Genomic DNA, 24981 nt, shown 5'->3' on the forward strand with positions numbered 1-24981 from the left:
AATACTTAACTATGAAGAAAAACGCAAAAGTTTTTAACTTTTGCGCAAAGAATTATTTTTTAGCTTTTTTAGCAGTTTTAGCAGCAGCAACTGCGTCTTTAAGGTTTTTGCCTACTTTAAATTTAGCAACTTTAGTAGCAGGTACTTTGATAGTAGCACCAGTGCTTGGTACTCTAGCTTCTCTAGCAGCTCTTTCAGCTACAGAAAATGTACCAAAACCAATAAAGCTAATGCTATCACCTTTAGCTAATACATCAGTAATAGTAGCAATTACTGCATCAGTAGCTGCAGTTGCATCTTTTTTAGTTAGCCCAGCAGTTTGAGCAACTTGAGAAATAAAATCTGCTTTAGTCATAAAAAGCTCCTTGATTAAAAATGATTGTTAAGTTTAACACATTTATCAAGCTTTTGCAAGAGGTTTAAACCCAAATTACAAAGAAAAATATGCTAAAAAAATGTTTTTGCTAAATTTATTACTACTTCAGGCTTTAAATCTTTCATACATTTATGATGTTTTAAAGGGCAGACCTTTTGCATACAAGGCATACAAGCTAGATCAAGATGAGCTATTTTAGCATTTTCTTGCCAAGGCGAGGTTTGACTAAATTTAGTCGAGCCAAAAACAGCCACCGTTTTTACCCCATAAGCTGCGCCTATATGCATAGGACCACTATCGTTTGTGATGAGCAAGTCAAGCATAGAAATATTTTTACATAAAGTATAAATACTAGTTTTACCACAAAGATTTTTTGCTTTTATGCCTTCTTTTAAAAGAAAACGCTCAATTTCATCACAAATTTCTCTCTCACTTTCTACCCCAAAGATTAAAATTTGATGCGTGGAGCTAAATTCTTTTGCTACCCTTGCAAAATAGATTGCTTCCCATCTTTTGGCACTTCCAAAATGTGCACCTGGATTTATACCTAAAATTTTTTGAGTTGGTTTTGCTTTTATAAGGAGTTTTAAAGCATTTGAAGTGGCTTTAAAATTTAAAGCTTTTTCTGTGAAATTTAAGTATTTTAAGACTTGATGTTCTTCTTTTAGAATATTTTTATCAAAATAAAATCTTTTTTTTGCTTTAATTAGATTTAAAATGATCTTACTTGAAAATGCCGAGCGAAACGAAAAAGCTAGATCAAATTTACCAAGGTTTTTTCTAGCTTGTAAAATTTGCTTATATCTTTGTTTTGTATTTTCTACTAAAATTTGAGCATTTTCAAAGCGTTTAAAAAGCTCTGTGCTCACAAAAGAACCATAAAAAGTAAATTTAGCTTGGGGGTGTTTTTCTTTTATAGCATAAATAGCCGCACTAGCCATCACTGCATCGCCAAGCCAAGTAGGAAGGTTGATAAAAATATTCATGATTTTCCTTAAAAATAAAAGCTATAATTATACCAAAAAATAAAGAGCTAAAATGGGTCAAATTTCCATCATACTACCAACCTATAATGTAGAAAAATATACAGCTAGAGCATTAGAAAGTTGTATAAATCAAAGTTTTAAAGATATAGAAATCATTGTTATAGATGATTGTGGAGATGATAAAAGTATAGATATAGCTAAAGAATATGCTAGTAAAGATGATAGAATAAAAATCATACATAATAAAGAGAATTTAGGAACTTTTGCTAGTAGAAATATAGGTGTATTAAATTCAAGCTCACCCTATATAATGTTTTTAGATCCTGATGATTATTTAGAACTTAATGCTTGTGAGCTTGGGCTTGAAAAAATTAAAAATGTAGATATGGTAGTGTTTGATGCGTATGTGCATAGGGTGAAATTTAAGAAATTTTATAGATTTAAACAAGATGAGCTTTTTAATAAAGATGATTTTTTGGAATTTTTACTTAAGCAAAAACATTTTTGCTGGAGTGTTTGGGCAAAAGTATATAGGAAAAATTTGATTTTAAAAAGTTTTGAATATGTTGATTTTAAAGAAAGGCTTTGTTATGGAGAGGATGTGCTTTTTAATTATATAAATTTTATGATTAGTGAAAGTTTTTTTATATCGCAAGAATGTATATACCGCTATGAATTTAATGAAAATGGTAGGTATGAAAACAAAAATAAAGAAATTTTATGGCAAAATTACGAGCATAAAAAGCAAAGTTTAAAATGCATTAAAAAATTAGCTAATATTTTTTCACATAAACATTTTAATGAAAAAATATTAGAAGTTTTAGAGAAAGAAATTTTAGGGTTAGAGGGTAGAGTTTGAAAAAAGTAAAAGTTTTTATCATCAATCTAGAACGCTCAGAAGATAGAAAAAATTTTATGCAAGAACAAATTCAAAAACTCTTCACATATAATCCGAATTTAAAAAATCAACTAGAATTTGAATTTTTTAAAGCCATCGATGGTTCTAAAAATGAGCATTTGCAGTTTAAAAGTCACTTCCCATGGTGGTGTCAATTTGTACTTGGGCGTGAACTTAGCGATAGTGAAAAATCATGCTTTGTATCTCATTATAGTTTATGGAAAAAATGTCAAGAACTTAATAGTCCTATCATCATTTTAGAAGATGATGTCATCTTTAGTGATGAGTTTTTAAACAACTCAAATATCATTGAAAAATTACTAAATAGTAACTATGAATACATAAGATTTTATTACCTTTTTGATAAAAGAATACACCATTTAAATAACAATTTTTACATAAGTTACGAGAATACTGGTGGCACGCAAGGATATTTTATACACCCAAATGCTGCAAAAAAGTTTATTAAAAAAGCGAAATATTGGTTTAAGCCCGTAGATGATTATATGGATATGTATTATTATAATAAAATGCAAAACATCATCTATAAGCCATTCTTACTTGACTTAAATCATGTAGAAACTACCATAACACAAAGAAAAAAGAAACTTAACATACTTTCTAAAATTATAAGAGAAATTATAAGATTTTATTTTTATATTTTAAAAATTACATATAATAAAAAAATATTTCAAGGATAAAAAATTGAAAATAGCTGTAGTTGGTATAGGTTATGTAGGTTTATCTAATGCTGTTTTATTGTCCCAAAATCACGAAGTTTTTATGTTAGACATAGACCATAAAAAAGTTGAAAAAATCAACAATAAAGAAAATGTTATACAAGATGATCTTATAGAAGAATACTTAAAATATAAGCCTTTAAACATCCAAGCTCATACCAATCAAGAAATAGTTTACAAAAATACAGACTATATTATAATAGCTACACCAACAAATTATAATGAAGATTTAAACCACTTTGATACTTCAAGCATAGAAGAAGTTATAAGTAGTGCATTAAAAATAAATCCTTCTGCAACAATCATCATAAAAAGCACTATTCCTATAGGATATACGGAAAAGATCAAAAAACAATTTAATTATGAAAATATTATATTTTGCCCAGAATTTTTAAGAGAAGGTAAGGCTCTATATGATAATTTACATCCTAGTAGGATTATAGTAGGAGAGAAATCATCAAAGGGGTTGAAAATTGCCAAATTATTTCAAGAGAATGCTTTAAAAAAAGATATCTCAGTGTACTTAACAAATTCAACAGAAGCTGAGAGTATAAAACTTTTTTCAAATACATATTTAGCTATGCGTATAGGATTTTTTAACGAAATTGATACATATGCTAGAAAACATGGTTTAGACACAAAAGATATTATTATGGGCGTTAGTGCCGATCCTAGAATAGGAAATTACTATAATAATCCTAGTTTTGGATATGGTGGTTACTGCTTACCAAAAGATACCAAGCAATTATTACAAAATTTTAAAGATACTCCCAACAATCTAATTAAAGCTATTGTAAAAACCAATGAAACTAGAAAAATATTTATAAAAGATACTATACTATCACTCAAGCAAAAAAGAATTGGAATTTATAGACTTATTATGAAAAAAGATTCAGATAATTTTAGAAATTCAGTTATGCTTGATATTATAAAATATCTCAAAAATCACAATGCTGATATGATTATATACGAACCATTATTAAATGATGAAACAGATGAATTTTCTATAGAAAATAATTTCGAACATTTTATAGAATCTTGTGATATTATCATAGCAAATAGGATAGACGATAAAATCCGCAACTATAAATATAAAATTTTTACAGCAGACGTGTTTGAATGCGATTTTTAATTTATTTTAAAATAGCGAAATAATAATATTAAATATTCTTCAGTTAATATCATAGGATCTATAAAATGATTTATTTTATTCTCTTTTAAATAAACTCTTAAATTAATCCATTTAATTGTCTTTGCCATATTGCTTCTAGATATTTTAATGTATGGCAAATGATAGTTATTTAATTCAACATGATATATATTTTTTTCTTGTATTTTTAACATCTCTATAGATCTATTTTTATTGTTCAATATATACCTAAATTCTTCAAAAAAAATATTACTATTTTGAATCAACCAATGATCATTGGGATTGTATAAAAATGAATTAAATTCTCTTTTTTTTGAAACATATATTTGACTATTTATAATACAAAAATCAATCCTAGGATAGCTAACAACATCTTTGTTACTCTTTGGAATATAAAAACTTTTATACAACTTCTTAGCATCATAAATATGATCAACATCGATTTTAACCATCCATTCATCTTTAGGAATATGGCTTAATATATAATTATAATAGCTATAAAGTTTATTATATTCACTTTTTGGATTTTCTGTATCAATCTTATAAGGATATTTAATAGGAATAAAAGAAGGATATTTTTTGCAAAACTCTAAGATAACCTCCTCGCTTCCATCCTCACAATCATTATAGCCAATAACACCTCTTTGTATAGCAGGTAAAATACTTTCCAAAGAAGACTTTATTGTTATTATTTCATTGGAAACTCTTATAAAAGCCCAAGGATTTAATGGCGATTTTACATTTTTTGAGCGAATATCAAGTTCAAAAAAACCACTGTGCTTTACCCCCCCCCTCTCTCTTCTTATCTCTTGTATTGATTTTGTTATTTATTTTAATATTATCAACGATTTGTAATTTTTTATTTTTTTCTAGATAATAAAGATTACTTTTATTATTAATTTTATCTCTAACAACTTTAGGGATGAAAATATCAGCATAACCATATATAATATTATTAATTTTTTTACGAATTTTTTTACGAATTTTTTTTATAGGAAAAAATTTTGAACAAAACTTAAAGAAAGCATTGCGCATTAAAAAACATATTTTAATCTGCAATATTTTTATATCGTTCATAGCACTCCTTAACCTGACTAACATCTATATTATCTTTAACTTTAAAAACAGCTAAAGTATCAATACTATCAATACAATCTAAAAAATCTAATATTACCCCATATTTTTCTTTTCTATTAAAAAAATCATGAACTATATAAATACTTTTTGGACAATTTAGAATAGAATTTAATACACAAGCAACTCTAAATCTTCCATCAATAAAAATCAAATCAATCAAAGATGGGTTTATAACCGAAAAAACATACTGTGAATATAAAATAAACTTATCTTTGCAATTTAATGATTTTGGATATCCCCATTCCTTTGTCTCTCCAATATCCACATGGAAAAATTTTAATCTAGAATTTTGCAATGAAGCCGAAATTACCTCATTTTTAGATAGAAAATTTATAAAATTTAAATCTGACTCAACAGAATATATACAAGCCGAAGTAGAATACGCTACTACAAAAGTACTACCACCGCATCCAAATTCTAAATAATATTTTGACCTGATTGCATAAGATAAAAATAAATTAATTTCATTTTTAGTTGCACACATAGGGAAAAAATATCTATATTTTTGATTTTCTATATTTAGTCTAGTATTTTTTACAATATTTTCTTTTAAATTAAAAAAACCAATAAACATTCTAAATATTTTCTTGGATTTTATATATGGTTTTATGTAAGGAATTTGTTTTTTTAAATTTAAAGGATCTTTATTGAAATTTTTTATTTTTATAGCTTCTTTACTATAAGTTGGTAAAAATTTATATTTCAACAATGCTCGAAAATACTTATTATTTGTAGAATCTAAAAATTTAACCAACTCTAAAGTTTGCTTCATCCAGCTACTTGCTTTATGGTACATTTTAGCTTGTATAGGATCGCATGAGAATTCTTTATAAATATCATTCAAATAAGAAGGAATATTTGCTTTTGTTATAGTTTTATCATGATTAACACTACTATTAGCTCTAATTCTATAAAAAAGTAGTTTTTTTGGTAGTATATAAATTTTACTGCTTTGCATAAACAAAAGAATACCAAAATGATGATCTTGATGAATAACATGTGACAAGAACTGCAAGTTAATTGTACATAAAAACTCAAATTTAATCAGACCTTGCCATACAAAAGCAAAATCTTTAATCTTTTTTATTTTTAAACATTTTTTCGCCCATTCTCCAGAAGTAATACATTGTTCTTGCGTATAATCGTGATTTTCTAATCTTGTAAAATTTTCTATAAAACCTTCAACTTCATTCACATTATAATTATTAAACCATACAATATCAATATCTGAATCTATACAAGGTCTAATTGCCTCTTCAATGCAATTTAAAGTCAAATAATCATCAGAATCTAAAAACATAACATAATCAATCTTACCAATAGCATGATTTGGATGTGTATGTATTTTATTTATTCTATACTCTTTTAACAAATCCTCATTTTCTTTAAATTTTTCTGCATTTTTTAAATAATCAATACCTATATTTCTTGCAACACTTTGTCCATCATTTTGCTTATCAATGAGTGTAATTCTCAAATCATTTTTAAAATAATTTAAAGCTATTTCTAAACTATCATCTGTACTTCCATCATTTATTAAAATAATTTCTAAATTAGAGTAAGATTGATCGACAACACTATCCAAACATTCTTTTAGATATGAGGATACATTATAAATTGGTATAATTATTCCAACTCTCTTACTCATAAGCTTATTTCCTTAGTTGTATTTTGTTATAATTATAAAATTATACTATAAATAATTAATCATTGAGGATTAGCATGAGTCAAATTTCTATCATACTGCCAACTTATAATGTAGAAAAATATATTGCTAGAGCATTAGAAAGTTGTATTAACCAAACTTTTAAAGATATAGAAATCATTGTAGTAGATGATTGTGGAAGCGATAAAAGTATAGATATAGCCAAAGAATATGCTAGCAAAGATAATAGGATAAAAATCATACACAATGAAGAAAATTTAAAACTTTTAAGAGCAAGATATGAAGGTGTTAAAGTGGCAACTTCACCTTATATAATGTTTTTAGATCCTGATGATTATTTAGAGCTTAATGCTTGTGAAGAATGTGTTAAAATTTTAGATAAACAAAAAGTTGATTTGATATGTTTTAATTATTATGAATGCGATGACTATAAAAAAGAATGGAATTTTTTTGAAAGTGCATTTTATAATAATGAAAATTTTTGCTATTTTTTATTTTCAAAGTATCCTAAATTTAGTTGGAGTATTTTCAATAAAATACTAAAAAAAGAGTTATATCTCAAAGCTTTTAATACAATTAATCTTCAACCAAATGAAAAAAATACTATGGCTGAAGATTTTTTATTGGTTTTACATAGTCTAAAATTTATAAATGCAATTGGCGCCACAAAACAATATTTATATAATTATAATATTTCAAATGAAAATTCATCAACTAGAGAAAAAAAAGATCTTAATAAAATTAAATCCTATATTCAAGACTTATCTTTTGTTTCAGAAAAAATTTCAAATCTTACTCAAAATCAAACAAATAAACTTCATTCGCTGATTTTTAAAATCGCTATATATGATCTAAACATCCATAAAATAGATTTAACATATAAATACACAAATAAAAATTTTTTTGAAAAATTTTTTTTGAAAATACAAAGAAAAAAAATTAAAATTAAAAAAAATATCCAAATAAAAAATACTAAAAATATCTTAAAGGAAGCAAATGTATCACATTGTTTTTAGTGCAGATGAAAACTATATTAAATACACAGCTGTTTTGATTACAAGTATTATTAAAAATACAGATAAAAATAAATTTTATCAGGAAAACGAAATATGTTATTTTCATATTTTAAGTAATGCTATTAGTAATCATACTAAAAACAAACTTCAAAAATTAGAACAAGAACTTAATTTAACCTTCCCATGCAAAATACAAATTCACATTCAAAATGATGAAGATTTTAAACATTATCCCATCAGTGGAGCTGCTCATAGCTCAAAACTTCCTTATTATAGATTAAAATTAAATTCTATATTAGATGATGAAATAAATACTTGTTTATATTTAGATTCGGATATGTTATGTTTGTGTGATATAAGAGAAATTTTTACTATTGATTTAGAAGGAAAAATAGCCGGTGTTATAGGCGACCCTGGTTCCAAACGTGCAAAAATAAAATTTAAAGAAAATAATCAAAAACACACTTTGCATTTTGATGAAAATTATTTTAATTCAGGTTTTTTACTTATCAATCTAAAAGAGTGGAAAAAACATAATATAGAACAAAAATGCGAGGATTTAGCTAGCAAATGCTACTACATAAAAGCCGCAGATCAAGATTTACTTAACGCCACCATAAAACCACAATATCAGCTAAAACTTGATTTTTCGTATAATTTCAATATCATTACTCTTTTTTATGCTATATGTAAAGATGAGCAAGCAAATAGACTTAATTACACAAGAGATGAATTTACCAAAAGTGCAAAAACGCCTAAAATTTTACATTATGGAGAAAAACCTTGGAAATTTTTAAAATCATACACAGATTTGCAAGGTAAAAATATAAATGATTATTGGTGGCAAATAGCAGAAAAAACACCTATTTTTAATGAAGAATTGCTCGAACAAAAAGCAAACATTAAAGATCATTTGCTTTATAGTGCTTTGGGATTTGAGCTTTTAAAAGCTATAAAAAGTTTTAATTTTGCAAAAATATCATCTTTGATTCATAATACTAAAAAAGATGAATATTTATTAGAAAAACAGCAAAAAATTAATGATGATATTTTTGGACTTTGTTGCATGCTTGGAGAAAGTATTTTATATGCAAGAAAAAATCAAAAAAACACCTTCAGTGTTTTTTTAAAAGCTATCAAAATGCTCAAAAATTTTAAAAAATACGCAAACAAATCAAGAGTTTAATAACTCTTGCCATTTTTGCATAACTTTTTCTTTAGAGAAGTTATGAGAAATATTTTCTTTTGCGCTTTGTCCCATTTGTTTTCTCAAATTCTCATCATCCATAAGCAAACAAAGCTTATTTGCAAATTCTTGCAAATTACCATCCTCGATTAAATATCCACTTTTACCATTTTCTATAATATCGCTAGGACCTGTATCAACATTAAAGGCGATACTTGGAATAGCATAATTTGCACTCTCAACTAAAACCATACCAAAACCTTCCCAATAACTACACATTATATAAATACTAGATTGTAAATATTCTTTTTCTATATCTTTTGTAAAAGATTTTAATATGATTGAATTTTCAAGCTTATATTCTTTTATTTTATTTTCTATAGTATTTTTAAACTCACCTTCTCCAACTATAGTTAAAGTCCATTCTTTGTATTTTATATCTTCTTGCACAAACTTCCAGATTTCAATAAGTCTTAAAAAACCTTTTTCATCATTTGCTGTCATACGACCTATACTTAAAATATTTTTTTGACTTAAAGTAGAATTTATATCAGACAAATAAGGCAAAAAATTTGGTATAACCCAAACATTTTTATGATATTTTCTCCACTGATCAATTTGCTTAGCTGATAGCACCACTAAAGCATCAAAATAATTATTTTTAACTCGATATTTTTTAAAATGATTATGAATAAAATTAATATATTTTGTATTTTTATTTTTAAAGAAAGGAAAATGAGGGCAATTATTAAAAATCATCACATCAACATCTTTATATCTTTGTTTTAGTAAAAAACACTCATAATGCTTGTAATATAACTTATAAAATAATCTTTCTTTTTTTACATCAGCTCTTGATTTACTATGCAAGTAATCTATTTTAATATTGTCATTTAATTCATAAGCTACATCAACTCCTTGTTTATAAAAACTAAAAATTTTTACATCATATCCAAGCTCAAAAAGTGCATTTGCTAAATTTACGACAACCCTTTCAGCACCGCCCCCTATAGTAATATCCCCAATAAGTAATAAAATTTTCATTTCCAAGTCACTTTTTTATTTTTTATAGTTTCAAGATAAATTTGATGATTAATTTCAAGCATATTTTTGCTATTTTCTTCATGGTAAATATGATAAGCTAGAGCATTAAATTTAAGCCTTTTAAATGCTCCGCCATTAAATAAAAATCTAGCTACAAACTCGCTATCTTCCCTACCCCAGCCTATAAATTTTTCATTAAATCCCTCAATGGCTTCAAAATCACTTTTATAAAAACTCATATTGCAAGTTTTACTACCTTTGACAAGTTGTGATTTTTTAAAAAATTTCTTAGTTAATTTTGAAAATTTATATACACATTTAGCTAAAAAAATATTTCTTTGATTTTTAAAACCCTTTTTGTTAAATGCCAAACTAAAATCATTTTTGCTTAAAAGTTCTTTGCTTTCTTTTTCATTTAAAATAGTTCTTGAGCCTTGCAAAATAGTCTTTAAACTAGCAAATTTTAAGTGATCATTAATGAAGTTTTTCTCTAAAATCATATCCCCGTCAATTAAGATAATATATTCGCTATTAGAAGCATTAATTGCCTTATTGCGACTTGCCGCAGCACGAAACCCCTCATCTTCTTGCCAAATATGCTCTAACTTACAAGGAAAATCCTTTTGATAAGCTTGTATAAGCTTGGCTGTATCTTCCCTGCTTCCATCATCAGCTATTAAAACCTCATCGGGTAAAGGCTCTAAATTTTTAACGCTATCAAGCACTAAAGTAAGCCTTTCTTTTTGATTATAGGTTGTGATGATTAAAGCACAAGTTTTTGGCTTTTGCTTTTTTAACTCATATAATTTCATATATTTAAAAAAAGCTCCAAGTCCATTGCAAGTACTTATGATAAAACCTTTATAACCATAAAAAATCCCTTTTTTCAAAACATAATTTCTAAAAAAAGTCCAAATTCCTCTTAGCAATGCCTTGCAAATACTACTGTCCTTATGTAAATTTTGCAAAGCCCAAAGCTTAGAGTATTTTTGAAGCTTATCTAACAAACTATCGATATCCTCAAAAGCAAAATGCCTCAAACCATTTTGCAACTTAATCTTTTTGCTATCTTCATGTAAAATCAAACTCTCATGTACCAAATTTTCATTAAAACTAGTATGGGTTTTATTAAACACTCGCATTACATGATCAGGCCACCACCCACAAGCTTTAATCCACTCTCCATTGTATAAATTTTCTCTTGGCAAAGCTATGATGTCTTCTTTATTAGGCTCAATTTGCCCTAATTCTTGTAAAAATTCTTTCTTAGCAAGCTCATCTGCATCAATATTAAAAATCCAATCATTACTAGCATAACTTATGGCTAAATTTTTCAAAGGCCCAAAACCTATAAATTCATGCTGATAAATCTTGATATTTTTATAACTTTTACTAAACTCATAAGCGATTTTTAAAGTATCATCATTGCTATCATTTTCTATTAAAACTATCTCGCCAAATTCTTGCAAAGACTCCAAACAAGCCTTTAAAGTTTTTTGAGCATTTTTAACAATCATTATCACACTAATTTGCTTTAAATCCATTTTATATCCTATAAATATAATTCATGATTGTATCTTTTAAATCTCTTATGAAAGAAAAAATACTCATCAGGTTTAAATTTAATCATCTCTTCACAACACTTTGCTTGATACTTAGTAAGCTCTTCTACACTTGCCTTACTTGCGTCTAAAGCCTTAAAAGTTTTTACAAAAAATTTCTCATCTTTTTGATACACAAAACAAGGTAAAATCATAGCATTTGTTTTTTTCGCAAGTACACTTGCACCTGCTATAAAATTTACTTCTTGGTTAAAATATTGTATTTTTATACTTTCACCATCTACCGCATCTTGATCGGTTAAAATTCCAAGCGATCTACCTTCTTTTAAGGCTTTTAGCATTTTTTTAAGACCACCCTTTTTTTCTATGAGCTCTATGTTAAATTGCGTGCGATTTTTACTTAAAATTTTATCCATTATCACACTATCAAGCGCTCTTCCAACTATGGAAATTCCTTGAAATTTAGCTCCGAAAGATAAAGCCAAAAGTTCCCAGTTACCATAATGAGCCGTAGTTACGATCAAGGGTCTTTTACTTTGCATTATATTTAAAATTTGCTCCTCATCATCAAAGCAAATTTTATTGATGATTTCTTCTTTACTTGCATTTTGATTTTTGATAAAATCAATCCCAAATTTAGCAAAATTTTTATAGATATTAAGACTAGTTTCATTACGCCATTTTTGATCTTTTTCAGGAAAGCAAATTTTTAAGTTTGTGTCAATGATTTTGCGGTGTTTGTGATTAAGCCTATAAGTGATTAAAGCAACCAAATTTGCAAAAGAGTTCAAAAGCTTTGAAGGTAAAATCTTCACAAGAACTTTTAACATGTAAAAAAGGCTTAGATATACATAATTTATCATTTTTCTAAAAGCTCACAAGCAAGTTTAAAAATATCTTTTTCATCGATATTTTGTATGCAAAAATCACTCTTATCTATATGTTTTGAATGCAGTATTTTTTTACCTGCATTGATTGTTTTGTTGATATTTGTTTCATAAGCATTTCTTTGACTAGGAGTAGCACCAAAAATCGTTATAGAAGGCTTGTTTAGTGCAAAGGCTAAATGAGTGGGCCCGCTATCATTTCCGATAATCAAATCGCTTGCCTTAGTTAAAGTACAAAGCTCACTTAAACTTAATTTTGGTGCAAGTTCTATTTTCAAATGCTTTAAATTTAAAACTATATCTTTAGCAAAATTAAACTCATTAACATTACCCCAACCAAGCATGATTTTTGCACTAGTAAAATACTCCAAAAGCATTCTACAAAGTAGTATCAAACGCTCTTTTGGATAAATTTTATTAGGCATAGATGAGCCTACATGTATGAGTATATTTGGCGCACTTTCACTTAAAGAAAGCCTTTGTTCTAAGCTTTCTTTTAACTCATCATCTACGCTAAAACAACTTTGTTTTAACTCTATATCGCTATGATCAAAATGCTCATTTAACACATAAGCTACCAAAGAAAGATTACGTACGATAATATTTTCTTCATAATTACACGCAAATTTATGTGTATAAAAATTGCTCGCAAAGCTCTCTTTGATACTTTCTTGATCAAAACCAAAAGTATTAGCACATAAAAATTTACTTACCAAAGCAGATTTAATCAAACCTTGCAAGTCAATCACAACATCATATTTGTTTTGTCTTGCTTCAAAAAGCATAGCAAAAACTTCTTTGAATTTTCTATCTTTTAAAGGCAGGGCATATACTTCATTGATCATTGGATGATCTTGCAATAATCCTGCAAATCTCGCATCTACAAACCAATCAATACTCGCCTTAGGATAATGCTTTTTAATAAATTGCAAAACAATTACAGCATGGATGATATCTCCAAGTGCGGATAACTTAACCAAACCTATTTTCATATGCTACTTTATTTTTAAATTTTCTGTTATGATTTTAACAAAGATTTTTTTAAAAAAAGGTTTATCATGCAAGAATATATTTGCATTTTTGATTGTGAGAGCATTCCTGATGTAGAATTGATAAAACATCTTTATGATTTTAATGGCGATGATTTAAGCATTAGCAAGCAAGCTTTAGAAAGACAAAAAGAAGAAATCGGAAGTGAATTTTTACCCCTGCCTTTTCATAAAGTTGTAAGCATTTGTGCAGTGATTGCAGATAAATTTGGAAATTTCATCAAAGTCAATAAAATCAAAGGCGACAACGAAAAACAAATGCTAGAAGAATTTTTTAACTTCATAGACAAACACCAACCCCGCCTTGTAAGTTTTAATGGCAAAAGCTATGATATGCCTTTGCTTGTTATAAGAGCATTAAAATACAATATCAACGCAAGTGCTTATTTAGATGCAAGTGATAAATGGAATAATTATAAAAGTAAATTTGTAGAAAATAAACATTGTGATTTATTAGAATCTTTAGGAAGTTTTGGCCAAAAAGGCTTAAGACTTGACACACTTTGTGCTATGGTAGGACTTCCTGGAAAGTATGATGTACATGGAAATGAAGTATTAGAACTTTTTTATCAAAACAAATTAGAAAAAATTCACGAGTATTGCGAGAGTGATGTATTAAACACCTATATGTTATTTTTAAAATACGAACTCATCAAAGCTAATTTAACCCAAGAAGATTATCTTAATATTTTAGAAAATTTCAAAGAAGAGCTTTTGCAAAAACATAGTGATAAAAGCTATCAAAAGCCATTTTTAGAAGCCATAGAAAAAGAAAAGAGCAAGTTTTAAATTAATTAAGAAAAGTATATTAAAATAACTATTATTAAATATCACAAAAAGGATAAAAATGAAAATTTTAATCACCGGTGGCGCAGGATACATAGGCTCTCATACTTTAAAACAATTTTTAGAAACAAATCATGAAATTTGTGTATTAGATAATCTTTCAAAAGGCAGTAAAAAAAGCTTAGATGAACTTTCTAAAATCAGACCTTTTAAGTTTTTTGAGCAAGATTTAAGCGATTATGCTGGGATTAAAAAACTTTTCAAAGAAGAAAAATTTGATGCGATTGTGCATTTTGCAGCTAGTATTGAAGTTCCTGAAAGTATGGAAAATCCTTTAAAATACTATATGAACAATACCGCAAATACAAGTAATTTAATCCAAACTTGTTTAGAAACAGGTGTGAAAAAATTCATTTTTTCTTCAACCGCAGCGACTTATGGAGAGCCACAAACTCCTATCGTAGATGAGCAAAGTCCATTAGCACCGATTAATCCTTATGGACAAAGCAAGCTTATGAGTGAAAAAGTCCTACAAGATGCTAATATGGCTAATCCTGAATTTAAATACTGCATTTTAAGATACTTCAATGTAGCAGGTGCTTGCATGAGTTATCCTATAGGTCAACGCTATCCAAAAGCTACTTTGCTTATCAAGGTTGCTGCTGAAGTAGCCACAGGAAAAAGAGAAAAGCTTTATATTTTTGGCGATGATTATAATACTAAAGATGGCACTTGTATTAGAGATTTTATCCATGTTGATGATATTTCAAGTGCACATTTAGCTGCTTTAGACTACTTAGAAAACAATGAAAGTAATATTTTCAATGTAGGCTATGGACATGGCTTTAGCGTAAAAGAAGTTATTGAAACTATGAAAAAAGTAAGTGGAGTAGATTTCACAGTAGAACTTGCACCAAAAAGAGCTGGAGATCCTTCTGTGCTTATTTCAAATGCGGATAAAATCAAAACTCTAACTAATTGGAAACCAAAATATGATGATTTAGAATTAATCTGCAAAAGTGCTTATGAGTGGGAAAAACAGTGTTAAAAAAACTTTTTTTCATACTCAATGCTCATGATAAGAAATTTTTATTTGCTTTGCTAATTTTTTCTATTTTCATAGGATTTATAGAAAGCTTTGCTATTTCTTTAATCATGCCTTTTGTATCGGTAGCGAGTAATTTTGAGCTTTTAGAAAAAAGCTCTTATTTTCAACCTATATATAAGTATTTAAATTTACCAAGTTATAAGATTATTGCTTATTTTGGCTGTATATTAATCGCCTTTTATATTTTTAGAGCCTTTTTAAATGCCTTTTATTTTCATTTGCTTGCGCGTTTTTCTAAAGGGCGTTATCACAGCCTTGCTTGTCGTATTTTTGATAAATACTTACATCTTGAATATGAAAATTTTACTAATAAAAATCAATCAGAACTTTTAAAAACTATCACTCAAGAAGTATTTCATTTAAGTACTTTAATTAGTGCATTTTTACTTATGCTAAGCGAAAGCTTTGTGGTGTTTTTACTTTATACTTTATTGCTAATTATCAACTATAAAATCACCCTAGCTTTAAGTGTTTTTTTACTTTTAAATGCTTTTATTTTGATCAAAATTCTTTCACCCTTGGTAAAAAAAGCTTCCATAGCTAGAGAAGAGGCGATGAAAAATTATTTTGAAATTTTAAATGCAAATTTAAACAACCTTAAAATCATCAAACTCAAAACCAAAGAACAAAGCACACAAAAACTTTATGAAATCCAAAGTGGGCTTTTTGCCAAAGCAAATATTAGCAATGAAAGCATATCAAGCATTCCTAGAATTTACCTTGAAGGTATAGGTTTTTGTATGCTTTGTTTTATTGTAGTATATTTAGTTTTAAGATATGAAAGTGATATTTCATCTATCTTAGCAACCATTACTATTTTTGTGGTGGCTCTTTATAGGCTTATGCCAAGTGCTAATCGTATCATCACAAGTTATAATGAAATCACATATTATAAAAACTCTTTAGATATTATTTATAACATGCTCAATGAAAAAGAAGAAAAACTAGGCGATGAAAACATTGAATTTAAAGAAAAAATTGTTTTGAAAAATCTTTTCTTTGCTTATAAGGGTAAGAAAAATTTATTTAAAAATTTAAATTTTGAGCTTAAGAAAAACGAAAAAATCGCTTTTATAGGTAAAAGTGGAAGTGGTAAAAGTACTTTAGTCGATCTTATTATAGGGCTTTTAAAACCAAGCGATGGAGCTATATTTGTAGATGGAATTAAGCTTGATGAGAACAATATAAAAAGTTTTAGAAGTAAAATTGGCTACATACCTCAACAAATTTATCTTTTTAATGATTCTATTGCTAAAAATATTAGCTTTGGAGAAGAAGTAGATGAAGCACTTTTGCATAAGGTAATCAAACAAGCTAATCTTGAAAGCTTTGTAAATTCACTTGAAGATGGAGTGTATACTAAGGTGGGTGATTCAGGTTCGTTTTTAAGTGGGGGTCAAAGACAAAGAATAGCCATAGCAAGAGCACTTTACCAACAGCCTGAAATTTTAGTTTTAGATGAAGCAACTAGCGCTCTTGATCAAGAAAGTGAAGCAAAAATCATGGAAGAAATCTATAAAATTTCAAAAGATAAAACCCTCATCATCATAGCCCATAGACTTTCAACCATACAAGGTTGCGATAGAGTATTTGAAGTAAATCATGGGCATTTAAAGGAACAAGTATGAAAATCACTTTCATCATAGCTACTTTAAATTCAGGCGGTGCTGAAAGAGTATTAGTCACTTTAGCTAATGAGCTTTGCAAAAATCATGAAATAAATATTATTAAATTTCACAAAGAAGACTCTTTTTACAAGCTTGATCCAAAAATCAAACTTTTTACCCTAGAGCAGTTTGACTTTTCCACTCTTTATAATAAAATAGCCTCACGTATTAAAAAATTCAAAGCCTTAAAACAAGCACTTAAAGACCACAAAAGCGATGTTTTTATCTCATTTTTAGATACCACTAATATTGCTTGCATTTGGGCAAACAAAGGTTCTAATACACCTTTAATCATTAGTGAGCATAGCTCTTATACTTATTTAAAATCTAAAATTTGGAAATTTCTACGCCGTATAAGTTTTCCTCACGCAAATGCTCTAACTGTGCTAAGCAATGATGATAAAAATTACTATGAAAATTTTGTTAAAAAAGTTATCAATATGCCAAATCCTTGTCATTTTAGCCCCGTTAAAGAAAATTTAGAAAAAGAAAATAATGTCATTTTCGTAGGCAGACTTGATCATAATAAAAATGCTTCTATGTTTTTAAAAGCTATAGCAAGATTAGATTCAAATTTACAAAATCAATACAATTTTTTCATAGCAGGCGATGGAGAATTAAGACAAGATTTAGAACAAGAAGCTAAGAATTTAAATATTAAAGTTAATTTTTTAGGTAAAGTTGAAAATATGCAAGAACTTTATGAAAAAGCAAAAATAATCTGCCTTTGCTCTTTCATAGAAGGCTTACCAACAGTTTTACTTGAAAGTTTATATTATCAAGTAGCGCGCATTAGCACTAAATATACAAGTGGCCATAAAGATTTAATTAATGATGGAAAAGATGGATTTTTAGTAGATTTAGATGATGAAAAGGCTTTAAGCGAAAAACTCGCCCTTTTAATGCAAGATGAAAATTTAAGAAAAACACTAGCGCTTAATGCACAGCAGCGATGTAAAGATTATGAAGTGGCCAATGTAGCACAAAAATGGCTTGATTTGATCAAAGAAGTAAGGGTTTAATATGAAAAAACTAGCAATTTTTATTTATTCTTTAGGAAGTGGTGGTGCTGAAAGGGTTGTATCTACTCTATTGCCTGTGTTAAATTTAAAATATGAAGTACATTTGATTTTAATGAATGATAAAATATCATATGATATTCCTGAGGTCAATATCCACTACCTTGAAAAATCAAATCCAAGCGAAAGTAACTTAGCTAAATTTTTAAAACTACCCTTGCTAGCTATGAAATACAAAAAGCTTTGTGAAGATTTAAAAATCAATTTGCAATTTGTATTACTAAATAGACCTAATTATATTGCGTTAATGGCAAAATCTCTAGGACTTAAATCAACCCTTATTATCAATGAATGCACTACTCCAAGTGTGATTTACAAGCATAATAATCTAAATTCTTTTATCAATAAATTTCTTATTAAAAAACTTTACAATAAAGCAGATTTAATCTTAGCAAATTCTATAGGAAACAAAGAAGATTTAATACAAAATTTCAATATAGAAGCAAAAAAATGTGATATTTTATACAATGCCATAGACTTAGAAAACATTATAGAAAAATCTAAAGAAAAAATAAACTTTAAAGATCCTTTTATACTAAGCGTTGGCAGGCTTGATCATGGTAAAAATCATGCTATGCTTATAAGAGCTTATGCAAAAGTTAAAACTGATTTAAAATTAGTCATTTTAGGCGAGGGTATTTTAAAAGATGAGCTTTTAGCTTTAATAGAAACTTTAAATTTAAAAGACAAAGTCTTTTTACTAGGTTTTGATAAAAATCCTTATAAATACATGAGTAAATGTGACTTTTTTGCTTTTGCTTCAAGTTTTGAAGGCTTTTCCAATGTTTTAATCGAATGCCTAGCTTGCAATACTGCCGTGCTTTGCACTGATCATAAAAGCGGTGCAAGGGAATTATTTTTAGATGATGAGTTTGGACTTTTAGTAAAAGTAGATGATGAAAAAGCCATGCAAGAAGGCTTAGAAAAAATGTGCAATGATGAAGCATTAAAAGCTTCATATAGACAAAAGGCTTTTATGCGTGCAAAAGAATTTGATAAAATTAGCATAGCAAAGCAATTATTTGAATTTTTCAACAAGGCATAAAATGAAACTACGACAAAATTTCACTGATAATAATTCTATAAAATATACCTGTATTTTAATCCTTATAGCTTTTGCTTTTAGTGTTTTGTGTAGGTTATACTGGGTGGCTTGGGCAAGCGAGTTTTATGAGTTTTTCTTTAACGATCAACTCATGATTACTACTAATGATGGCTATGCTTTTGCAGAAGGTGCAAGAGATATGATAGCAGGTTTTCATCAACCTAATGACTTATCTTATTTTGGAAGCTCACTTTCTACTTTGACTTACTGGCTTTATAATATTTTACCTTTTAGCTTTGAAAGTATTATCTTATATATGAGTACTTTTTTTGCTTCTTTAATTGTTGTGCCTATTATATTAATCGCAAGAGAGTATAAACTCACTACTTATGGCTTTATAGCAGCCTTACTTGGAAGCATTGCAAATAGTTATTACAACCGCACTATGAGTGGATATTATGATACAGATATGCTAGTGTTAGTTTTACCAATGCTTATTTTGCTTACCTTTATACGCTTAACTATTAATAAAGACATTTTCACCCTACTTTTAAGTCCGGTTTTTATTATGATTTATTTGTGGTGGTATCCATCAAGTTATTCTTTAAATTTTGCCATGATAGGACTTTTTGGACTTTATACTTTAGTATTTCATAGAAAAGAAAAGATTTTTTATCTAGCTATTGCTTTGATGATCATAGCTTTAAGTATGCTAGCATGGCAATATAAACTTGCTTTGATTGTATTATTATTTGCTATTTTTGCTTTTAAAGAAGAAAAAATTAATTTTTATATGATTTGGGCTTTGATTTTTATTAGCATTTTGATATTACATTTAAGTGGTGGTTTAGATCCTGTTTTATATCAACTTAAATTTTATGTTTTTAAAGCTTCTGATGTGCAAAATTTAAAAGATGCTGCCTTTATGTATTTTAATGTCAATGAAACCATTATGGAAGTAAATACTATCGATCCTGAAGTATTTACGCAAAGGATTAGCTCTAGTGTTTTAGTATTTATCCTTTCTTTTATAGGTTTTATCTTACTTTGTAAAGATCATAAAAGCATGCTTTTAGCTCTACCTATGCTTGCACTAGGTTTTATGGCTTTAAGAGCTGGACTTAGATTTACCATTTATGCAGTTCCTGTGATGGCTTTGGGTTTTGGGTATTTTTTATATGCATTTTTTAATTTTTTAGAAAAAAAACAAATCAAACTGAGTCTAAGAAATAAAAATATCTTACTCATACTCATTGCATTTTTTAGTATAAGCCCTGCTTTGATGCATATTTATTATTATAAATCCTCTACTGTTTTTACTTCTTATGAAGCTAGCATTTTAAATGATTTAAAAAATAAAGCTCAAAGAGAAGATTATGTCGTTGCTTGGTGGGATTATGGTTACCCAATACGCTATTATAGCGATGTAAAAACCCTAATCGATGGTGGAAAACACCTAGGAAAAGATAATTTTTTCTCATCTTTTGTCTTAAGTAAAGAACAAATTCCAGCAGCTAACATGGCAAGACTTAGCGTAGAATACACTGAAAAATCTTTCAAAGAAAACTATCCTGATGTTTTAAAAGCTATGGTTAAAGATTATAACCAAACAAGTGCTAAAGATTTTTTAGAAAGTTTAAATGATAAAAATTTTAAATTTGATACCAATAAAACTAGAGATGTATATATTTATATGCCTTATAGAATGTTGCGTATCATGCCTGTGGTGGCACAATTTGCAAATACAAATCCTGACAATGGAGAGCAAGAAAAAAGTTTATTTTTCTCTCAAGCTAATGCCATAGCTCAAGATAAAACTACAGGTTCTGTTATGCTTGATAATGGAGTAGAAATTATTAATGATTTTAGGGCCTTAAAAGTAGAAGGTGCAAGCATACCTTTAAAAGCTTTTGTGGATATAGAATCCATCACTAATGGCAAATTTTATTACAATGAAATTGATTCAAAAGCTCAAATTTATTTGCTCTTTTTAAGAGAATATAAAAGTTTTGTAATTTTAGATGAAAGTCTTTATAATAGTGCTTATATACAAATGTTTTTATTAAATCAATATGATCAAGATTTATTTGAGCAAGTCACTAATGATGCAAGAGCAAAAATTTATAGGCTAAAAAGATGAAAATAGGAATTTTAACCCACAGTGCAATGAGTGTGTATTATTTTCGTCTTGCACTCATTAGGGCTTTAGAAAAAAATAATCATGAAGTTATAATCATCACTCCAAAAGATGATTTTGCTATTAAATTACAAGAGCTAGGCTATAAGGTTTGCTTTTATGATTTAGCCAGATCAAGCGTTAATCCTTTAGTCGTTTTTAAAAATCTACTTAGTTTAAAAAATACACTCAAAAGTTTAAATTTAGAGCTTTTACAAACAAGCGCCCACAAAAGCAATACAACAGGTATCATAGCAGCTAAAATGGCGGGCATTAAATATACTTTTGGTTTGGTTGAGGGCTTAGGAAGTTTTTATATAGATGATGATTTTAAAAGCAAATTAGTAAGAATGAGCATTAATTTACTTTATAAAATTTCTTTTAAACTTGCTAATGGTTTTATTTTTGTCAATGAAAGCAATGCTTTATTTATGAAAAATTTAGGCTTAAAAGAAGAAAAAATCAAAATCATCAAATCCGTAGGACTAAATTTAAAACAATTTTTACCTTTAAAAATTAGCACAGAAGAAAAACAAGCCTTTTTAAAAGAGCATAATATGCCCAATAAACCTATCGTTTTAATGATCTCAAGAGCGCTTTGGCATAAAGGTATTAAAGAATTTTATGAGGCAAGTCAAATTTTAAAAGATAAGGCAAATTTTGTTTTGGTAGGTGGAAGGGATGATAATAAATCTTGCGCACCATTAGAATTTTTAAACTCAAGTGATGTTTTTTATCTTGGTGCAAGAAGTGATATTGCACATTTATTAAATTTATGCGATATTTTTGTTTTACCAAGTTATAAAGAAGGCTATCCAAGAACGGTTTTAGAAGCACAAGCTTGTAAAACAGCATGTGTGGTAAGTGATGCTGAAGGTTGCATTGAAGCAGTGGATAATGCCATAGATGGTTTAATTTGTAAATGCAAAGATAGTAAAGATTTAGCTGAAAAAATCGCAGTTTTATTAGAAGATGAAAAACTAAAAAATACTTTAGCGCAAAATGCTTTTCTTAGAGCGCAAAATTATGATGAAAATATCATAGCTTTGAAATATCTTGACTTTTATAGGGGTTTTACAAATGTATAAAAATGGTTTAAAGCGTGTTTTTGACTTTTTTTTGGCTTTGATTTTGTTGATTGTTTTTTCACCCTTTATAGTGCTTATTGGCATTGTTTTAAAAATCGTTCAAGGAAGTGTGCTTTTTAAACAAGCAAGACCAGGATTAAATGAAAAAATTTTTTATATTTATAAATTTAAAACTATGAGTGATGAAACCAATGAAAATGGAGAATTACTTCCTGATGAATTACGCCTAAAGCCTTTTGGTAAGCTAGTTAGAAGCTTGAGCTTGGATGAATTACCACAACTTTTTAATGTATTAAAAGGCGACATGAGCTTCATAGGCCCAAGACCTTTACTTGTAGAATACTTGCCCTTATACAATCAAGAGCAAAAAAAACGCCACGATGTAAGACCAGGCATTACAGGTTGGGCTCAGATTAATGGACGCAATGCTATTTCTTGGGAGCAAAAATTTAAATATGATGTAGAATATGTGCAAAATTGCTCTTTTTTATTTGATCTTAAAATCTTTTTTATGACCATTGTTAAAGTTTTAAAAAGAAGTGGGGTTAATAAAGAAGGAGTAGCTACAACGGATAAATTCAATGGGCACAACTAAAAGTATTTATATATATGGCTCTAGTGGGCATGGTTTAGTCTGTGCTGATGTAGCTAGAAATTTAGGGTATGAAAAAATTATCTTTTTGGATGATAATAAAGGCTTAAAATATCACTCCAACTTAGAAAAACACGATATGTTTATTGCTATTGGTGCAAACTCTATTAGAGAAAAACTTTTCAAAAAAGCAAAAGAAGATGGATTTAGATTAGTAAATTTGATACACAAAAGTGCTATTATTAGCTCAAGTGCTTTTTTAGATGATGAGGGTATTTTGATCATGCCAAATGTCGTAGTTAATGCTAAAGCTAGCATTGCAAAAGGTGTGATTTTAAATACTGCTTGTGTGATTGAGCATGAGTGTTTTGTAGATGAGTTTAGCCATATTAGCGTTGGAGCTAAGCTAACAGGAAATGTAAAAATAGGAAAGCGTTGTTTTTTGGGAGTTAATTCAAGCGTTATTCCTTGTATGAGTTTAAATGATGATATAACTTTAGGTGCAGGAGCAGTTGTGGTTAAAAACTTAACTTCTAAAGGTATTTATACTGGAGTTCCTGCTAAGAAAATAAAGGAGGTAAAATGAGATTTTTTCTATCAGCACCACATATGAGTGGAAAAGAATTAGAATACATACATAAAGCTTTTGAAAGTAATTATATAGCACCTTTGGGCGAGTTTGTTAATGCCTTAGAACAAAGTATTAAAGATTATACAAAAAGCTCTAATGCACTTGCTCTAAATGCAGCCACTGCAGCCATTCATCTAGCTTTAAGAGTTTTGGGTATCAAAGAAGGTGATGTAGTTTTAGCTTCAAGTTTTACTTTTATTGCTTCAGTAGCGCCTATTTCTTACATGAATGCTACGCCTGTGTTTATTGATTGTGATGAAACTTATAATTTAGATGTAAATTTATTAAAAAAAGCTATCAAAGAAAGTCCTAAAAAACCAAAAGCTCTCATTTTAACACACCTTTATGGTAATGCTTCTAAAATGGATGAGATTGTCCAAATTTGTAAAGAAAATGAAATTTTTTTAATCGAAGATGCTGCTGAAGCTTTGGGAAGTTTTTACAAAAATAAAGCTTTAGGTACTTTTGGGGATTTTGGAGTATATTCTTTTAATGGTAATAAAATCATCACAACAGGTGGTGGCGGTATGCTTGTAAGTGAAAATCATGCTAATCTTGAAAAAGCAAGATTTTATAGTACCCAAGCTAGAGAAAATTGCCTTCATTATGAGCATAAAGAATATGGCTATAATTATAGAATGAGCAATATCTTAGGTGCAATCGGTACTGCTCAAATGGAAGTTTTAGAAGAAAGAGTGAGTAAAAAGCGTGAAATTTATAGCTGGTATAAAGAATTTTTAAGTGAAACTTTTACTTTTTTAGATGAACTTGAAAATACCAAGTCAAATCGCTGGCTAAGTACTGCCTTACTTGATTTTGATTTAAATAAACTTAATACTTATGAAAAACATTGTATATGTGAAAATAAAAATGTTCAAATTCAAGATAAAATTTTAAAAATCATACAAGTTTTAAAAGATAACAAAATCGAAAGTCGTCCGCTTTGGAAGCCTATGCATTTACAAGAACTTTACAAAGGCTGCGATGCTTACTTAAATGGCAATAGTGAGTTTTTCTTTAGCAATGGAATTTGCCTTCCAAGCGCAACTACTATGAGTAAAGCTGATGTAAAGGAAGTTTCTACTTTAATCTTAAACACCTTAAAGGACTAA

24 protein-coding genes are annotated in these 24981 nt (G+C 28.1%); 15 read left to right on the forward strand and 9 right to left on the reverse strand.

The annotated features are described in order from the left end of the window. Positions 1–52: 52 nt before the first annotated feature. Positions 53–355 (reverse strand): HU family DNA-binding protein, encoded by a 303-nt coding sequence (locus CAMP5121_RS05740; RefSeq protein WP_039619003.1) that lies wholly within the window; start codon positions 353–355, stop codon positions 53–55. Positions 356–447: 92 nt separating this feature from the next. After that, positions 448–1362 (reverse strand): lipopolysaccharide heptosyltransferase II, encoded by a 915-nt coding sequence (waaF, locus tag CAMP5121_RS05745; protein WP_337215036.1) that lies wholly within the window; start codon positions 1360–1362, stop codon positions 448–450. Between the two features lie 52 nt (positions 1363–1414). Here waaF and CAMP5121_RS05750 point away from each other — a divergent pair, with 52 nt between their 5' ends. Genes CAMP5121_RS05750 through CAMP5121_RS05760 form a run of 3 tightly spaced genes read left to right on the forward strand, consistent with a single transcriptional unit; the run spans position 1415 to position 4132 of the window. Further along, entirely contained in the window at positions 1415–2221 is an 807-nt protein-coding gene (locus CAMP5121_RS05750) for a glycosyltransferase family 2 protein (RefSeq protein ID WP_337215037.1), read from the forward strand. Continuing rightward, positions 2218–2961 (forward strand): glycosyltransferase family 25 protein, encoded by a 744-nt coding sequence (locus CAMP5121_RS05755; RefSeq protein WP_337215038.1) that lies wholly within the window; start codon positions 2218–2220, stop codon positions 2959–2961. The genes CAMP5121_RS05750 and CAMP5121_RS05755 overlap by 4 nt, the downstream gene beginning before the upstream one ends. Before the next feature lie 4 nt (positions 2962–2965). Beyond that, positions 2966–4132, forward strand: coding sequence for a nucleotide sugar dehydrogenase (locus CAMP5121_RS05760; protein ID WP_337215039.1), 1167 nt, complete (start codon positions 2966–2968; stop codon positions 4130–4132). Here CAMP5121_RS05760 and CAMP5121_RS05765 read toward each other — a convergent pair. The 3 genes from CAMP5121_RS05765 to CAMP5121_RS05775 are packed head-to-tail and all read right to left on the reverse strand — an operon-like array spanning position 4129 to position 6935. Continuing rightward, positions 4129–4977, reverse strand: a complete 849-nt coding sequence (locus CAMP5121_RS05765; RefSeq protein WP_337215072.1) for a beta-1,4-N-acetylgalactosaminyltransferase — start codon at positions 4975–4977, stop codon at positions 4129–4131. The genes CAMP5121_RS05760 and CAMP5121_RS05765 overlap by 4 nt on opposite strands. Continuing rightward, complete coding sequence (locus CAMP5121_RS05770; RefSeq protein WP_337215040.1) at positions 4913–5227, reverse strand: hypothetical protein; 315 nt, start codon at positions 5225–5227, stop codon at positions 4913–4915. The genes CAMP5121_RS05765 and CAMP5121_RS05770 overlap by 65 nt, the downstream gene beginning before the upstream one ends. Next, positions 5199–6935 (reverse strand): glycosyltransferase, encoded by a 1737-nt coding sequence (locus tag CAMP5121_RS05775; RefSeq protein WP_337215041.1) that lies wholly within the window; start codon positions 6933–6935, stop codon positions 5199–5201. Before CAMP5121_RS05775 ends, CAMP5121_RS05770 begins: the two co-directional genes overlap by 29 nt. Positions 6936–7009: 74 nt before the next feature. Between CAMP5121_RS05775 and CAMP5121_RS05780 the strand changes: the two genes are divergently transcribed. Further along, positions 7010–7969 carry a glycosyltransferase family 2 protein gene (locus CAMP5121_RS05780; RefSeq protein WP_337215042.1) on the forward strand — a complete coding sequence of 320 codons (960 nt, stop codon included), beginning with the start codon at positions 7010–7012 and terminating at the stop codon, positions 7967–7969. Next, positions 7950–9155: a glycosyltransferase family 8 protein gene (locus CAMP5121_RS05785; protein WP_337215043.1), complete on the forward strand. Its 1206-nt coding sequence runs from the start codon at positions 7950–7952 to the stop codon at positions 9153–9155. Before CAMP5121_RS05780 ends, CAMP5121_RS05785 begins: the two co-directional genes overlap by 20 nt. Here CAMP5121_RS05785 and CAMP5121_RS05790 read toward each other — a convergent pair. The 4 genes from CAMP5121_RS05790 to waaC are packed head-to-tail and all read right to left on the reverse strand — an operon-like array spanning position 9144 to position 13640. Next, positions 9144–10199 carry a glycosyltransferase family 4 protein gene (locus CAMP5121_RS05790; RefSeq protein ID WP_337215044.1) on the reverse strand — a complete coding sequence of 352 codons (1056 nt, stop codon included), beginning with the start codon at positions 10197–10199 and terminating at the stop codon, positions 9144–9146. The two genes, CAMP5121_RS05785 and CAMP5121_RS05790, sit on opposite strands and share 12 nt — an antisense overlap. Then, positions 10196–11743: a glycosyltransferase family 2 protein gene (locus CAMP5121_RS05795; protein WP_337215045.1), complete on the reverse strand. Its 1548-nt coding sequence runs from the start codon at positions 11741–11743 to the stop codon at positions 10196–10198. Before CAMP5121_RS05795 ends, CAMP5121_RS05790 begins: the two co-directional genes overlap by 4 nt. 8 nt (positions 11744–11751) lie before the next feature. Continuing rightward, positions 11752–12624, reverse strand: a complete 873-nt coding sequence (locus CAMP5121_RS05800; protein WP_337215046.1) for a lipid A biosynthesis lauroyl acyltransferase — start codon at positions 12622–12624, stop codon at positions 11752–11754. Further along, positions 12621–13640, reverse strand: a complete 1020-nt coding sequence (gene waaC / locus CAMP5121_RS05805) for a lipopolysaccharide heptosyltransferase I (RefSeq protein WP_337215047.1) — start codon at positions 13638–13640, stop codon at positions 12621–12623. Before waaC ends, CAMP5121_RS05800 begins: the two co-directional genes overlap by 4 nt. Positions 13641–13706: 66 nt before the next feature. On the opposite strand from waaC, the gene CAMP5121_RS05810 reads away from it, so the two are divergent. Genes CAMP5121_RS05810 through pglE form a run of 10 tightly spaced genes read left to right on the forward strand, consistent with a single transcriptional unit; the run spans position 13707 to position 24981 of the window. Continuing rightward, positions 13707–14486: a 3'-5' exonuclease gene (locus tag CAMP5121_RS05810; protein WP_337215048.1), complete on the forward strand. Its 780-nt coding sequence runs from the start codon at positions 13707–13709 to the stop codon at positions 14484–14486. Positions 14487–14544: 58 nt separating this feature from the next. After that, positions 14545–15531, forward strand: a complete 987-nt coding sequence (galE, locus tag CAMP5121_RS05815; protein WP_039628846.1) for a UDP-glucose 4-epimerase GalE — start codon at positions 14545–14547, stop codon at positions 15529–15531. Continuing rightward, entirely contained in the window at positions 15525–17219 is a 1695-nt protein-coding gene (gene pglK, locus CAMP5121_RS05820; protein ID WP_337215049.1) for a BC-type lipopolysaccharide transporter PglK, read from the forward strand. The genes galE and pglK overlap by 7 nt, the downstream gene beginning before the upstream one ends. After that, on the forward strand, positions 17216–18280 hold the full coding sequence (pglH, locus tag CAMP5121_RS05825; RefSeq protein WP_337215050.1) for a GalNAc-alpha-(1->4)-GalNAc-alpha-(1->3)-diNAcBac-PP-undecaprenol alpha-1,4-N-acetyl-D-galactosaminyltransferase: 1065 nt from the start codon (positions 17216–17218) through the stop codon (positions 18278–18280). Before pglK ends, pglH begins: the two co-directional genes overlap by 4 nt. Before the next feature lies 1 nt (position 18281). Continuing rightward, on the forward strand, positions 18282–19382 hold the full coding sequence (pglJ, locus tag CAMP5121_RS05830) for an N-acetylgalactosamine-N,N'-diacetylbacillosaminyl-diphospho-undecaprenol 4-alpha-N-acetylgalactosaminyltransferase (protein ID WP_337215051.1): 1101 nt from the start codon (positions 18282–18284) through the stop codon (positions 19380–19382). 1 nt (position 19383) lies between these two features. Next, positions 19384–21522, forward strand: coding sequence for an undecaprenyl-diphosphooligosaccharide--protein glycotransferase (gene pglB, locus CAMP5121_RS05835; protein ID WP_337215052.1), 2139 nt, complete (start codon positions 19384–19386; stop codon positions 21520–21522). Next, a complete protein-coding gene (pglA, locus tag CAMP5121_RS05840) occupies positions 21519–22646 on the forward strand; it encodes a N,N'-diacetylbacillosaminyl-diphospho-undecaprenol alpha-1,3-N-acetylgalactosaminyltransferase (protein WP_337215053.1) in 1128 nt (375 codons plus the stop codon). The genes pglB and pglA overlap by 4 nt, the downstream gene beginning before the upstream one ends. Continuing rightward, positions 22639–23241: an undecaprenyl phosphate N,N'-diacetylbacillosamine 1-phosphate transferase gene (pglC, locus tag CAMP5121_RS05845; RefSeq protein WP_039619057.1), complete on the forward strand. Its 603-nt coding sequence runs from the start codon at positions 22639–22641 to the stop codon at positions 23239–23241. The genes pglA and pglC overlap by 8 nt, the downstream gene beginning before the upstream one ends. After that, positions 23228–23824, forward strand: a complete 597-nt coding sequence (gene pglD, locus CAMP5121_RS05850; protein WP_337215054.1) for a UDP-N-acetylbacillosamine N-acetyltransferase — start codon at positions 23228–23230, stop codon at positions 23822–23824. The genes pglC and pglD overlap by 14 nt, the downstream gene beginning before the upstream one ends. After that, complete coding sequence (gene pglE / locus CAMP5121_RS05855) at positions 23821–24981, forward strand: UDP-N-acetylbacillosamine transaminase (RefSeq protein ID WP_337215055.1); 1161 nt, start codon at positions 23821–23823, stop codon at positions 24979–24981. Before pglD ends, pglE begins: the two co-directional genes overlap by 4 nt.

Origin of the sequence: Campylobacter sp. 2352 PW (genome assembly GCF_024723575.1) — a bacterium.
In the GTDB taxonomy this organism is placed as follows: Bacteria; Campylobacterota; Campylobacteria; order Campylobacterales; family Campylobacteraceae; genus Campylobacter_D.